Here is a 14,054-nt window from a genome sequence, read left to right as displayed (position 1 = left end):
GCTATTGTATTCGACTTTGGGAAAAGGCCCAATGTCCGGAAACAAGGGGACTGATTTTTAGCAGCAAAATATATTGTTCATGAAGAGCGTGCTTCTTGCCCGGGCGCTTTCGTTTATAATCTTAAATAATCTTAACAAGTTTTGGTGCAACAGTTGAAAAATATCTGGCTGCATTACATTTCGTTCCATTCGGTTTTTTCCGGTACCATCCGATTTCCTCTTTATGTGATTCAGTTATGACAGCTTCTTCCATACACTCTGACGTTATCATTCTCGGTTCCGGCCCTGCCGGTTATACCGCGGCCATCTATACCGCACGGGCCAATCTGAAACCGCTTTTGATTACAGGGCTGCAGCAGGGTGGACAGCTGATGACGGCATCAGATGTCGAGAACTGGCCGGGTGACGGAAACGGTATTCCGGGGCCCGATCTGATGCAGCGTTTTCTGGAACATGCCGAGCGTTTTGATACAAAAATCATGTTCGATCATATCCATACGGCTGAATTGACCGGAAAACCGATCCGCCTGATCGGTGATATGGGAGAATACACATGTCGTGCGCTGATTATTGCGACAGGCGCTTCGGCCCAGTATCTGGGGTTGCCTTCCGAACAGGCTTATATCGGAAAGGGAGTATCCGGTTGTGCGACCTGTGATGGTTTCTTTTATCGCAATCAGGAAGTCGCGGTTGTCGGAGGGGGCAATACGGCAGTCGATGAGGCGATTTATCTTTCCAATATCGCCTCAAAAGTGACGTTGATTCATCGCCGCGATACGTTCAGGGCTGAACCGATTCTGGTACAAAGACTGATGGAAAGGGTGCAGGATGGCAGAATCGTCATTTTGTACGATTCGGTCGTCGACGAGGTTCTGGGAGATGATTCCGGAGTGACCGGGCTTCGTGTCAAGTCGACAAAAGACGGAAATACAAGGGAAATCGCCGTTCATGGGGTATTTATCGCTATTGGGCACAAACCGAATACTTCCATTTTCAAGGGACAGCTCGATATGGTGGATGGCTATATCAAAACCCGCATGGGGCAGAACGGTATGGCAACGGCAACCAGTATCGCCGGCGTGTTCGCTGCGGGAGATGTTCAGGATTATATATACCGTCAGGCCATTACGAGCGCCGGTTCGGGATGTATGGCGGCACTGGATGTGCAACGGTATCTGGAAGAAGAACTGCCGGAGTAGTGAAAACCATGGCTTCATCGTCCAGAAAGATTTCCGATTTCCGCACGTTGAAGAAGGCGGTAAAAAAAGTCAACGAGGATAAAAGAAAACAGGAAGAAGCCCGCAAGAGAGCCGAACGACAAGCCATTTCGGATCGGGAGCTGTTTCTGAAAAGTATCGGTGATGTGATACCTCTCGAGACGCATGACCGGATTGAACCGGTTTTTTCATCTCCGAAGCCGATTCCTGTCCAGCGGATCGCTGATGAAAAGCAGGCTTTGCTTGATTCACTGTCAGATGAATTCAGTGTCGAGAGCCTGTTGGAAACCGATGAGACGCTGAGTTACGCAAAAAACGGAATAGGTCCCGATGTCGTTCGCAAATTGCGCAGGGGGCACTGGGTCATTCAGGATCAGCTTGATCTGCATGGGATGCGCCGGGATGAAGCCCGGGAAATGATTGTCGAGTTTCTGCGTCAGGCGGCTGTACGTGGCATACGGTGTGTCCGTATCGTTCATGGCAAGGGACTGGGGTCTGTCAATAACGAACCTGTATTGAAGAAGCTCGTTCACAAGTGGCTGGTCCAGCGGGCGGATGTTGTCGCGTTCTGTCAGGCGAAACCTGCCGATGGTGGATCCGGTGCTGTTGTCGTGCTTCTGAAAGGGCGGTAGCGGCTGGAATAATATGGCTTGTCCCGATATACTTTGTGTATGGTCGCTATTCGGGACGGTTTCACCGTCTTTTTCTGTTGAGGGGTTTTCATGTTGTCTTTTTTGAAAAAAACGATTCCTGCCGGTCTGGTTCTGATTTCTCTCGGTATGCTGGCCGGTTGTACAACCGGCCAGGAAAAAGTGGCGAAACTGACTGCCGAAGCGGAAAAGGGCAATGTGGATTCCATGGTGGAAATCGCTGAAATGTATTGCAGCGGGACGACGATTGAGCAGGATGACCAGATATGCGGTATGTGGATGAAACGTGCTGCGGAAAAAGGACATATCCGTGCGCAATACATGCTGGGCAGGATGTATGAACTGGGTCTCGGCATGAGAGCCGATCCGGTGCAGGCATACAAATGGTACAGCCTGTCGGGAGGACAGGGTTATAAAATGTCCCAGACCGGTGCGAAAAACATGCTGGCGGTCATGACGCCGCAGCAACAGGCAGAAGCCAGAAAACTGGCAGCTGAAAGCGGAAAGAAATAATTCGCTCTTTCTGGCGGCAGAAGGATACGCAGACCGGGTTGTGATGTTGCAGGTATTTTTCACGATATTTTCGGGGATACTTTTTCAGCCGGACGGCATTCACTCCACCGTTTTTTCATGTTTTATCGGAATGGTGTATCTGTTTGACAGGCGTATTGCGCAGGCGGTTTATGGGAATCAGGGCATTTCAGGAAAGCGATATAGAAGCTGCAGGGCAGATGGCCCATGATATCTGGGCATATGAACTGGAAGGAACCCGGCCGGAACTGAATCGTTTCATTCATGAATATCTGGTGCGCTATTACGATGTCAACCGTCATTTGTCATTCAGTGTCGTGGATGACGGGCTGGATGCCTTTCTTCTGGCCGGGCTGAAGGCAGACAGAAGCGGTTGCGATGGCTGGTTTTGCCGCAAACTGTCGTTTTTCCCGGACAAGGAAAAAAAGATTGCACAGGAATACAGGAATTATCTCACCAGAAACGGTGATGCCGTCAAAAAGTTCATGGGGGAAAACGATGTCCAGATGGGACTTTTCATGAGCCGTGTCAGTGGAACGGGGCGTATGCTTCTGGATAATCTGGAGCGGATTTGCCGAAAAAACGGAGTCGGGAATCTTTTTCTCTGGGCGGATGTAACCTGCAATGTGCCGTATTACGAAAAAAACGGTTTTACTGTGGTTGACCGGTTTGAAAACGATGTGTCACGGGATACCGGATGTCTGGATACATATGTTTTCAGGAAAAAGCTGGATTGAAAAAAGCAGCGGTTGATCCGCTGCTTTTTTGTTTGATCTGATGCATGAATCCGGTTTCGCAATCCTTTTCAGATGTACAGTTTTATAGGATCAGATCGCATCGATACCGGTTTCGCCTGTCCGGATGCGAATGACCTGTTCGATATCCTGTACAAAAATCTTGCCATCACCGATTTTTCCGGTTCGGGCTGATTTCATGATGGCTTCGGTCGCCAGTTCAAGCATACTGTCGTCAACGACTACCTCGATTTTGACTTTGGGCAGAAAATCGACCACGTACTCGGCTCCGCGGTAAAGTTCGGTATGGCCTTTCTGTCTGCCGAATCCCTTGACTTCGGTAACGGTCAGACCGTTGATATTGGCGTCGGAAAGGGCCTCGCGTACTTCATCCAGTTTGAAAGGTTTGATAATCGCGGTTATTTTTTTCATGCAAACTCCGGTGACGGGAAAAATGGAATGTTTTGCCAGATGGGAAAACCGGCCTCATTTTAAAACAATTCGTCATCAATCGCGAAATTTCGAGGTTATGGGACATCTCCAGTCACGGCCGAAGCCCCGCGGAGTGATACGGATACCGATCGGGGCCTGGCGGCGTTTGTATTCATTGATTCTCATCAGGCGTACGATCCGTTCGACGACGATGTGGCTGTAGCCGTTGCGGACGATTTCATTGACGCTTCTGTTTTCTTCCATGAACATTTTGACGATTGCGTCGAGCACTTCGTAGGGAGGCAACGTATCCTGATCGAACTGGTTGGGTTTCAGCTCGGCTGTCGGTGCACGGGTCAGCATCCGTTCCGGAATGACGTCCGAGAGGGTGTTGCGATAGCGGCAGAGCCGGTAAACGAGCGTTTTGTATATGTCCTTGATGACGGCAAAACCACCGGCCATGTCGCCGTAAAGGGTACAGTAACCGACAGCCATTTCACTCTTGTTGCCTGTAGTTAGCACGATGGAACCGAATTTGTTGGACAGGGCCATCAGAAGCGTACCGCGTATGCGGGCCTGAAGGTTTTCTTCCGTCGAGTCTTCGGCAAGACCCGCAAACTGTGGGGCCAGCGTCTGCAAAAACGAGGAAAAACAGTCCGAAATCGGAATTTCGTCATAACTGACGTTGAGTCGGGCAGCCATTTCGGCAGCGTCGATGCGTGAAATATCGCTCGTATAGGGAGATGGCATCATGACGGCACGGACTTTTTCAGGGCCGAGTGCGTCAACGGCAATAGCCAGAACGAGCGCTGAATCGACGCCACCGGACAGCCCGATAATGACTCCGGGAAAACCGTTCTTGTTGACATAGTCTCTCACGCCCAGAACGAGAGCGCGATAGACTTCACGTTCGACGGAAGGATGTTCTTCCATGCGTCCATTGACGGGATCGCCGTTTTCGAAAGACACGATTTCCATGTCTTCTTCACATTGTTTCAGCTGGATGCAGACTTTTCCGGCACGGTTCATCGCAAATGAACAGCCGTCGAAAATCAGTTCGTCCTGACCGCCGACCAGATTGGCATAAATGGCGGACATTCCGTGATGGATGACGTTTTGGCGGACGATAACCGGACGCTGGTGCATTTTCCCCATATGATAGGGAGAACTGTTCATGACCAGAAGAACATCGGCGCCGGCTTCACGGGTACGTTCTGCGGGTTCGGAAAACCAGATGTCCTCACAGATCGCTATCCCGAACCGGGTTCCCTTGACGTTAAATACCAGCGGTTCCTTTCCCGGTGTGAAATAGCGTTTTTCGTCAAAGACGGTGTAATTGGGCAATTCCTGTTTGAAATAGGTGCCGACGATGGATCCGTTTGCCAGTACAGAGCACGCATTGTAACAAAGCCCGTCGCGGATGCAATGGTGGCCAACAAGAACGTGGACGTTGTCCAGTTCCGCCAGTTCGTTTTTCAGTCTGTCCAGCTCGAGTTGTGTCGCCGAATGGAAGCTGTGCTGAAGCAGGAGATCTTCCGGAGGATAACCTGTCAGAGACAGTTCCGGCGTGAGTACGATATCGGCCCCCCGGGCAGCGGCCTGGCGGGCGAATTGGGCGATGCGTTCCCGGTTGCCGGGAAGATCCCCGACGGTACTGTTGATTTGGGCAATGGCGACTTTAGGAGACATGATGTCGTATCCAAAAAACGGTGAATGGAAATAGGATATTACTTTTTGAACTTTCTGGTTGGACTATCGTTTGAAAACGTGCAATTTTATTCGATAAATGTCTATCGAAACGGAATTTGGTTACAATGCTAAGTCTTGTTGAACCGGATAGCGTTGCCGATTTCGTGAAAGCGGGCGTTCCGTTTCCGGTTGTGTCCCATTGCTGAATTGTCGAGATGTCTGTATGCAATACATATCTACCCGCTCCAAAGATAAAAGCGCTTCGAAACGCTCTTTTTCGCAGATTTTGCTGGAAGGTCTGGCGCCTGATGGCGGTCTTTATATGCCGGAGTCCTATCCGGTCGTAACCGGGCAGGAACTGGACAAATGGCGTTCCCTGTCCTATGCGGAACTGGCTTTTGAAATTCTCGGAAAGTTTGCAGACGACATTCCGGAAAAAGACCTGAAAATGCTGGCCGAAAAGACCTATACACCTGAAGTGTACAGGAATGTCCGGAGCGACGATGCGTTAGATGCCATTACGCCGTTACGTCTGCTGGAAGAAAAGGATGGCCGGAAACTGATGTTGCTGGGGCTGTCGAACGGGCCAACGCTGGCTTTCAAGGATATGGCCATGCAGTTGCTCGGCAATCTTTTCGAGTATGAATTGAAACGGCAGCATGCCGAACTCAATATACTGGGTGCGACGTCCGGCGATACCGGCAGTGCAGCCGAATATGCCATGAGAGGCAAAAAAGGCATTCGCGTGTTCATGCTGTCGCCATACCGGAAAATGAGTGCTTTCCAGACGGCACAGATGTTCAGTTTGCAGGATCCGAATATTTTCAACATCGCTATTGAGGGTGTTTTCGATGATTGTCAGGATATCGTAAAAGCGGTATCCAACGATCTGGAATACAAGGCGCGGCAGAAAATCGGGACGGTCAATTCCATCAACTGGGCCCGTGTGGTCGCTCAGGTCGTCTATTATTTCAGGGCGTACCTGATGGCAACGACCGGCAATGAGGAAAAAGTGTCGTTTACGGTACCATCGGGCAATTTCGGCAATATCTGTGCGGGACATATTGCCCGAATGATGGGATTGCCGATAGACCGTCTGGTTGTCGCGACGAATGAAAATGATGTGCTGGACGAATTTTTCCGGACGGGTGTTTATCGTGTCCGGAAATCGGAAGAAACATGGCATACGAGCAGTCCTTCGATGGATATCTCGAAAGCGTCCAATTTCGAGCGTTTCGTATATGATCTGCTCGGCCAGGACGGTGAGCGGGTCAACGGTCTTTTCAGGCAAATCGAAACAAAAGGTTTTTTCGATTTGTCTGGTCAGTACGGTAGTGACGGAAATGAATTTCCACAGGTGAAAAATTACGGTTTCGAGTCAGGCAAGTCTACTCATGCAGATCGTATCGAAACGATCCGTTTTGTTCAGAAAGAATACGGTATCACGATTGATCCACATACTGCGGATGGTATCAAGGTTGCGCGTGAGCATCAGCGAAAAGGCGTTACCATGATTGTGCTGGAAACGGCTCAGGCGGCCAAATTCAATGAGACGATTTTCGAGGCGCTGGGCAGAAACGCCGCAAGGCCGGCAGGTTTCGAAAGAATCGAGGAATTGCCGCAGCGCTTTACTGTGATGCCGATCGATGACGGAGAGGTCAAGAAATTCATTGCCGAAAGGACAGGACTCTGAATCGGTCTGCCGGATCGGACTGGACGGCATTGTCAGAAAATCGCCGGATGGGAAAAACATGCTGACTGTTGATGAAGCGCTTGTCAGATTGCTTGAAAATATCTCTCCTGTAAATGGGACGGAAACGGTTTCCCTTTTGCAGGCGAATGGTCGTGTCCTGGCTGAAAACCGGTATTCGGATGTAGCTGTTCCCAATACGGACAATTCTGCCATGGACGGTTATGCCTTCCGGTTCAGTGATGTAACCGGTCCGGAAACGGTACTGCTCATCCGGCAGAGAATTCCGGCGGGGCATCCGGGAGGTGGACTTGGACCTGGCGAGGCAGCACGGATTTTTACGGGGGCGCCGTTACCGGATGGCGCCGATACGGTGATGCGGCAGGAGTGGTGTCTGGTGGAGGGAAACAGACTGAAATTCGAACGTCTGCCCGTAAAAGGAGAGTCCGTCAGGCAGGCCGGGGAGGATGTCGAAAAGGGTGATATGGTGTTGAGTGCCGGAACCCGTCTGCAGGCAGGGCATATCGGTATAGCCGCTTCGGTGGGACTGACGCATCTGCCGGTTGTCAGAAAACCGAAAGTCGCGTTGATGTCGACAGGAGATGAGCTGGTTTTGCCGGGAGAGCCGCTTTTGCCCGGAAAAATATACAATTCCAACCGGTATACACTGAGAGCATTGCTGGAAGATTTCGGTTGTGAGGTGTCCGATTTCGGTATCGTTCCGGATGATTTTCAGATGACGTGTTCGATGCTGGTTGATGCGGCGGCCGGGCACGATCTGATACTGACGTCCGGCGGCGTTTCCGTCGGTGAAGAAGATCATGTCAGGGCGGCGATTGAAGCGGAAGGAAAAGTGCATTTCTGGCGAATCGCCGTCAAACCCGGGAAACCGCTTGTATATGGTGAAATCGGTTGTCCATCCGGTATCCGGAGAAATGTCGCCATTATCGGATTGCCTGGCAATCCGGTATCCAGTTATGTGACTTTTCTGTTGTTTGTCCGGCCTTGTATTTTACGAATGCAGGGAGTGTTCGATGTGATGCCGAAAACAGTGCGGGTCAGGGCTGCCAGCTCGCACGACAGGGCGGATGAGCGCAACGAGTTCCTGCGTGCCAGACTCAATGAGAGGGGGGAAGCCGAACTGTTTGACAATCAGGGGTCAGGAGTCCTGTCGTCTGTGGTGTGGGGAGACGGGTTGATCGACAATCCGCCGGGCAGAACGATCAATGTGGGTGATTGGGTGAAATTCATTCCATTTGCCGGTTTTTTCCGTTCATGAAAGTCAGATTGCGTTATTTCGCCAGTGTTCGTGAGGCACTGGGCGTTTCGGAGGAGTGGGTGGATGTTCCTGAAGAAGTCCGGACAATTGGCAATCTTCGGCGATATCTGATGAAAAGAGGGGAACCCTGGAGTGATGTTCTTGAAAAAAAGAACGGATTGCGAATGGCATGTCAGCTGAAAATGGCCGATCCGGACACCATTCTGACCGAGGATTGTGAAGTCGCTTTTTTCCCTCCGGTGACTGGAGGGTAACTTTTGGCGTTTTGAAATATAGGAAAATTACTAAAACGAAAAGCCGGCATGAAGCCGGCTTTTCCGTAAAAGGAAGACTTACTTGATCTTGGCTTCCTTGTAAGGGACATGCTTTCTTGCCTTTGGGTCGAACTTGACAATCTCGATCTTTTCAGGAGTCGTCCGCTTGTTCTTCGTTGTCGTATAAAAATGACCCGTACCCGCAGTCGATTCCAGCTTGATTTTTTCCCTACCTGCCTTAGCCATAACAAAAACCTCTCAAAAAAAAGTCGAAACCCGCTCAGACCTTCTCACCGCGAGCGCGCAAATCGGCCAGAACCGCTTCAATACCCAGCTTGTCGATCACCCGAAGACCGGCATTGGAAACACGCAGGGAAACCCAGCGGTTTTCGGATTCGACAAAAAAGCGGCGGTAATGCAAATTCGGCATGAAACGGCGTCTCGACTTGTTATGAGCGTGAGAGACCGTATTCCCGGACATGGGTTTCTTCCCCGTTACCTGGCAAACACGAGCCATAAGAACCTCCAGAAAAATAACGAAGCGGGAATTTTACCTGAGCGTATGATGAAACACAAGAAAAAACAGCGACTTGCCAAAATTTATTGTGTCGCAAATCATGTTTTTATGACACATTCCTGATATGTTATTTTTTGGGAGAGGGCGTGGCTTGTGTTTCGGACAACCGTGTGCAGTAGTGCCGGAAGGCCATTTTGCCGTATGGAATATGTCTGAATATGATTGGCTTGCCAGAGTCGCTGCACCGACATTTGTGTCGGTTTTGAATATAATAGATTCCGGTTCATGTAACAGGTTGGAGCGGTTTCATATTTCACTCAAAAAACAGGTGTCTTTATGGTGGATGCAATGATTGTCATTACCGATTGTAATCATGTAAATATCGATGAAGAAAAATCGGTTTTCGAAACGGCCGGGATTCCCTACAGACTGTTCCAGTGCAAAACGGAAGATGATCTGATTGCAAATTGCAAGGGTGCTGTCGCTGCATGCAATCAGCGTGCCCCGTTTACCGAAAAAGTGTTTGCTGCGCTTCCGTCACTGAAGATGGTAGTCCGTTATGGCGATGGTGTGGACAATATCGATCTTGACGCAGCCACGCGTCATGGTGTGCAGATATGCAATGTGCCTGATTATGGTACTTCGGAAGTCGCCAATCATGCATTGGCGTTGATGCTGGCGATCACCCGGAAGATATGCCAGGCGAATGATCAGGTCAGGGCAGGACGATGGAATTATGCCGAAATGATCCCGATCCAGCATCTCGCCAATATGACCGTTGGCGTGATAGGCCTTGGCCGCATCGGACTCGCGTTTGCGCGGCGTGTTCATGCTCTCGGTTGCCGGGTGATCGGTTTCGATATTTTTACCGATCATGTCAAGGGGGATCCGGAGTGTTCGTTTATCGAGCTCACATCGGAAGAAGATGTCATTGAAAGGGCCGACGTACTTTCCTTGCATTGTAGTCTCAATGCACAGGATGCCAGAATGATGAATGCGGAAAGTTTCGCCAGAATGAAACGGGGGGCCATGTTTGTCAATGTGACGCGGGGTGGGCTGGTTGAGGAAGCCGCGCTCGCCGATGCGCTGAAATCCGGTCATCTAGCCGGTGCGGGTGTGGATGTTACCAGCAAGGAACCTTTACCGATGGACAGTCCATTGCGTTCTGCACCGAATATTGTTATTACGCCACATATGGCATGGTATTCGGTTCAGGCGGAATCGAATCTCAAGACACGGTGTGCGGAAGAGGCCGTTCGTGGCTTCAGGGGAGAAAAGCCACGTTGTCCTGTTAACAAACTGTAGGGAGTGAACCGATTGTCAAAAGGGCCATTACGTCAGTAATGGCCCTTTTGACAAGGATAATTTTTATGAAGAAGCGAAACGGGCCATTCTTTTAATGGAGTAAACTGTTTATCGGATTGAAATGCTGAAAAAAACATGAATCATGTCGTTTTCCGGTTTTTTCAAGCAACACTGCGCCAGTTATTTTGCAAAATGCAAAAATTATGGTAGGCAATTTCTTCGAAAAATCTGTATAATCCTGTTTTGGACACATAGGAAATACCATGCGACTACTCAAAAAGGCACTCACATTCGATGATGTGCTTCTCGTTCCGGCGTATTCCGCCGTTCTTCCCAAAGATACCGTTTTGAAAACCCGTTTGACGAGAAAGATCTCGTTGAATATTCCCTTGCTTTCTGCCGCGATGGATACCGTGACGGAATCGTCTCTGGCCATTGCCATGGCAAGACAGGGAGGAATCGGTATCATTCACAAAAACATGACCGCTCTTGAGCAGGCAAGGGAAGTAGCCAGGGTCAAACGGTTTGAAGCAGGGGTCGTGACCGACCCGATCACCATTCCGCCGGCTATGAAAATCCGTGATGTTATCGCCCTGTCCAGGCAACATGGCATCAGCGGCTTTCCGGTTGTCGAAGGGCGAACGGTTGTCGGCATTATCACCAATCGCGACTTGCGTTTTGAGGAAGAACTGGATGCACCGGTTCGCGACAAGATGACACCTCGTGAAAAACTGGTATATGTCAAGGAAGGTGCTTCTCTTGATGAAGCCAAACGTCTGATGAACCGCAGTCGTCTGGAACGTGTACTGGTCGTCAACGATGCATTTGAATTGCGTGGCCTGATTACCGTGAAGGATATCCAGAAAACGAACGATTATCCGCTGGCTTCCAAGGATGGATATGGCAAACTGCTCGCAGGTGCCGCTGTCGGTGTCGGGCCGGATAATGACGAACGTATCGAATTGCTGGCCAAGGCCGGTGTCGACGTTCTTGTCGTCGATACAGCGCATGGTCATTCCCAGGGCGTTCTCGATCGTGTCAAATGGGTCAAGACGCATTATCCGAGTATTGAAGTGATCGGCGGCAATATCGCGACGGCCGACGCTGCCAGGGCCCTGCTGGATCATGGAGCGGATGCGGTCAAGGTCGGTATCGGTCCGGGGTCGATCTGCACTACCCGTATTGTTGCCGGTGTCGGTGTTCCCCAGATTACGGCGATTTCCGATGTCGCCGATGCGTTGCAGGGTACGGGTGTTCCCTGTATTGCGGATGGCGGTATCCGTTTTTCCGGAGATATTGCCAAGGCGCTGGCAGCCGGTGCGTCGACCGTGATGATGGGCAGTATGTTCGCCGGTACGGACGAGGCTCCGGGCGAGGTCATTCTCTATCAAGGCCGCAGTTACAAGGCCTATCGCGGTATGGGCAGTGTCGGTGCCATGCAGCGTGGTTCCGCTGACCGTTATTTCCAGGATGAAGCGGAACACCAGCCGGACAAACTGGTTCCGGAAGGGATTGAGGCCCGTGTTCCATACAAGGGCAGTGTCAATGCCATTATCTTCCAGCTGATCGGCGGCGTCCGTTCCTCAATGGGATATTGCGGTTGCAGGACGATTGACGAGATGCGTGAAAAGGCTGCTTTTGTTGAAATCAGTTCCGCGGGTATGCGTGAGTCTCACGTTCATGACGTTCAGATCACCAAAGAGGCGCCGAACTACCGTCTTGAATAATGCAAGATCGTACAGGGCCGGGTTTTCCGGCCCTTCACGTTTACAGAATCCGTTTTTACAAGAATTTTCCATGCATTCCAGAATACTCATTCTCGATTTCGGTTCACAGGTTACCCAGCTGATTGCGCGTCGTGTGCGTGAAGCCGGTGTTTTTTCGGAAGTGGTTCCTTATGATGTGGGGACCGGTTTTATTCGTGATTATGCCAGGGACGGTTCTCTCAGAGGGATTGTTCTGTCAGGTGGTCCCAACAGCGTAACGGAGGGAGATACGCCGCGCGTTCCACAGATCGTGTTCGAGCTCGGCGTTCCGGTACTGGGTATTTGTTATGGCATGCAGGCTATGGCTGAACAGCTGGGCGGAAAGGTTGAAAATGGCAAGGTCCGGGAATTCGGTTATGCGGAAGTGCGTACAAGCAATCATACCCGTCTGCTGGAGGGAATTGCCGATTCCGTTCTGGCAGATGGTTCATCGCTTCTCAAGGTCTGGATGAGTCATGGTGACAAGGTGACCGGGATGCCGCCGGGATTCAAGGTCATGTTGTCCAATGTAGCCTGTCCGATTGCCGGCATGGCGGACGAAACGCGGAAATTCTATGCCGTGCAGTTCCATCCGGAAGTCACTCATACTTTGCAGGGGCGGGCGATTATCAACCGGTTCGTGCATGAAATCTGCGGTTGCCAGTCTGACTGGAATATGCCGGATTACGTTTCCGAAGCCGTTGAAGCCATACGGCGGAAGGTCGGAAAAGACGATGTCATTCTGGGATTGTCCGGGGGAGTCGATTCCAGTGTCGCCGCTGCATTGATTCATCGTGCGATCGGCGACCAGCTGACCTGTGTGTTCGTCGATCATGGCCTCTTGCGATTAAATGAAGGCAAGATGGTTATGGATATGTTTGCGCGCAATCTTGGGGTGAAAGTCATTCATGTGGATGCTACGGAACAGTTTATGGGAAAACTGGCCGGGGTAACCGATCCGGAGGAAAAACGGAAAATCATCGGTCGCGAATTTGTTGAAGTATTCCAGACCGAGGCAGCGAAAGTCAGCAATGCCAAATGGCTGGCGCAGGGAACGATTTATCCTGATGTCATCGAAAGTGCCGGCAAGGGGAAAAAGGGACAGACCATCAAGAGCCACCATAATGTCGGTGGTTTGCCGGATACCCTGAATCTGCAACTGCTGGAACCGCTAAGGGAATTGTTCAAGGACGAAGTGCGCGAGTTGGGACTGGCTCTCGGATTACCGCGCGAGATGGTGTATCGTCATCCTTTCCCCGGACCCGGTTTGGGTGTCCGTATTCTGGGAGAAGTGAAGAAGGAATATGCCGATCTGTTGCGGAAAGCGGATGCCATTTTCATCGAGGAACTGTGGAATACACCTTCCGGGCTGTTGTCGGAAAAAGGGGAACCGTTGAGCTGGTACGATGCCACCAGTCAGGCGTTTGCCGTTTTCCTGCCGGTCAGGTCGGTCGGAGTGATGGGGGATGGCAGGACTTATGAGTATGTCGTTGCCCTGCGTGCGGTACAGACGCAGGATTTCATGACAGCCCAGTGGGCGCATCTGCCTCATGAATTGCTCGGGAAGGTTTCCAACCGGATCATTAACGAGGTCAGAGGCATCAATCGGGTCGTTTACGATATATCAGGAAAACCGCCTGCCACGATTGAATGGGAATAAACCGGATTCGCATATACCAGAACCCTGTCGATACGACAGGGTTTTTTGTTTTGTCGTATCGAGGTTTTATCGAAGCGTAAAGCCCGAAAGATTTCATTAATGTTTTCTTTCCGGCAATGAAAAGAAATTTTGCAAGATACGGATAATGATATTTTGTATTCATAAATGGTTGAAATTCGATTCCATGCATCCGGAACGGATTTAATAATAAAATTTGAGTGTCAATATATTGTCAGGATCATGAAGTTCGTGTCATTTTTATAATGAATCGTGGTTTCACTTGTACAGAAAAAATCTTCTATTATTGAATGAGACAGCGATAATTCAAACAAAAATAATTCAACGAGAGAA

Annotated in this window: 14 protein-coding genes; 10 read left to right on the top strand and 4 right to left on the bottom strand. The window is 50.4% G+C overall.

The window, feature by feature from the left end:
* Positions 1–236 precede the first annotated feature (236 nt).
* The 4 genes from trxB to NB647_RS07970 all read left to right on the top strand — a co-directional run bounded on the left by trxB (position 237) and on the right by NB647_RS07970 (position 3,135).
* Complete coding sequence (trxB, locus tag NB647_RS07985) at positions 237–1,199, top strand: thioredoxin-disulfide reductase (RefSeq protein ID WP_269282863.1); 963 nt, start codon at positions 237–239, stop codon at positions 1,197–1,199.
* 8 nt (positions 1,200–1,207) lie between these two features.
* A complete protein-coding gene (locus tag NB647_RS07980) occupies positions 1,208–1,849 on the top strand; it encodes a Smr/MutS family protein (RefSeq protein WP_269264086.1) in 642 nt (213 codons plus the stop codon).
* Positions 1,850–1,939: 90 nt separating this feature from the next.
* Complete coding sequence (locus NB647_RS07975) at positions 1,940–2,380, top strand: tetratricopeptide repeat protein (RefSeq protein WP_269264085.1); 441 nt, start codon at positions 1,940–1,942, stop codon at positions 2,378–2,380.
* 170 nt (positions 2,381–2,550) lie between these two features.
* Positions 2,551–3,135 (top strand): GNAT family N-acetyltransferase, encoded by a 585-nt coding sequence (locus NB647_RS07970; protein WP_269282861.1) that lies wholly within the window; start codon positions 2,551–2,553, stop codon positions 3,133–3,135.
* Between the two features lie 90 nt (positions 3,136–3,225).
* On the opposite strand, the gene NB647_RS07965 is transcribed toward NB647_RS07970, so the two are convergent.
* Positions 3,226–3,564, bottom strand: a complete 339-nt coding sequence (locus NB647_RS07965) for a P-II family nitrogen regulator (RefSeq protein ID WP_269264083.1) — start codon at positions 3,562–3,564, stop codon at positions 3,226–3,228.
* Between the two features lie 75 nt (positions 3,565–3,639).
* Positions 3,640–5,253 carry an NAD+ synthase gene (locus tag NB647_RS07960; protein WP_269282858.1) on the bottom strand — a complete coding sequence of 538 codons (1,614 nt, stop codon included), beginning with the start codon at positions 5,251–5,253 and terminating at the stop codon, positions 3,640–3,642.
* Positions 5,254–5,476: 223 nt separating this feature from the next.
* Between NB647_RS07960 and thrC the strand changes: the two genes are divergently transcribed.
* Genes thrC through moaD form a run of 3 tightly spaced genes read left to right on the top strand, consistent with a single transcriptional unit; the run spans position 5,477 to position 8,476 of the window.
* Complete coding sequence (gene thrC, locus NB647_RS07955) at positions 5,477–6,946, top strand: threonine synthase (protein WP_269282856.1); 1,470 nt, start codon at positions 5,477–5,479, stop codon at positions 6,944–6,946.
* 58 nt (positions 6,947–7,004) lie between these two features.
* Positions 7,005–8,222: a molybdopterin molybdotransferase MoeA gene (locus NB647_RS07950; RefSeq protein ID WP_269282854.1), complete on the top strand. Its 1,218-nt coding sequence runs from the start codon at positions 7,005–7,007 to the stop codon at positions 8,220–8,222.
* Positions 8,219–8,476 (top strand): molybdopterin converting factor subunit 1, encoded by a 258-nt coding sequence (gene moaD / locus NB647_RS07945; RefSeq protein ID WP_269282852.1) that lies wholly within the window; start codon positions 8,219–8,221, stop codon positions 8,474–8,476. The genes NB647_RS07950 and moaD overlap by 4 nt, the downstream gene beginning before the upstream one ends.
* Positions 8,477–8,554: 78 nt before the next feature.
* Here the strand turns inward: moaD and rpmG are convergent, their stop codons facing one another.
* Together rpmG and rpmB are read right to left on the bottom strand one after the other, a co-directional pair.
* Positions 8,555–8,722 (bottom strand): 50S ribosomal protein L33, encoded by a 168-nt coding sequence (gene rpmG, locus NB647_RS07940; RefSeq protein ID WP_269263748.1) that lies wholly within the window; start codon positions 8,720–8,722, stop codon positions 8,555–8,557.
* Positions 8,723–8,756: 34 nt separating this feature from the next.
* Positions 8,757–8,993, bottom strand: coding sequence for a 50S ribosomal protein L28 (gene rpmB, locus NB647_RS07935; protein ID WP_269263749.1), 237 nt, complete (start codon positions 8,991–8,993; stop codon positions 8,757–8,759).
* Between the two features lie 336 nt (positions 8,994–9,329).
* Here rpmB and NB647_RS07930 point away from each other — a divergent pair, with 336 nt between their 5' ends.
* The 3 genes from NB647_RS07930 to guaA all read left to right on the top strand — a co-directional run bounded on the left by NB647_RS07930 (position 9,330) and on the right by guaA (position 13,703).
* Complete coding sequence (locus NB647_RS07930) at positions 9,330–10,298, top strand: C-terminal binding protein (RefSeq protein ID WP_269282849.1); 969 nt, start codon at positions 9,330–9,332, stop codon at positions 10,296–10,298.
* Positions 10,299–10,561: 263 nt separating this feature from the next.
* The gene (gene guaB / locus NB647_RS07925; RefSeq protein WP_269282847.1) at positions 10,562–12,025 is read left to right on the top strand and encodes an IMP dehydrogenase; all 1,464 of its coding nucleotides are present in this window, start codon (positions 10,562–10,564) and stop codon (positions 12,023–12,025) included.
* 70 nt (positions 12,026–12,095) lie between these two features.
* Positions 12,096–13,703, top strand: a complete 1,608-nt coding sequence (gene guaA / locus NB647_RS07920) for a glutamine-hydrolyzing GMP synthase (RefSeq protein ID WP_269282845.1) — start codon at positions 12,096–12,098, stop codon at positions 13,701–13,703.
* Positions 13,704–14,054 lie beyond the last annotated feature (351 nt).

It is taken from the genome of Oxalobacter aliiformigenes (assembly GCF_027116575.1).
Taxonomy (GTDB): domain Bacteria; phylum Pseudomonadota; class Gammaproteobacteria; order Burkholderiales; family Burkholderiaceae_D; genus Oxalobacter; species Oxalobacter aliiformigenes.
The sequence above is the reverse complement of the archived record's forward strand: the minus strand, read 5'-3'. Positions and strand labels throughout refer to the sequence as shown.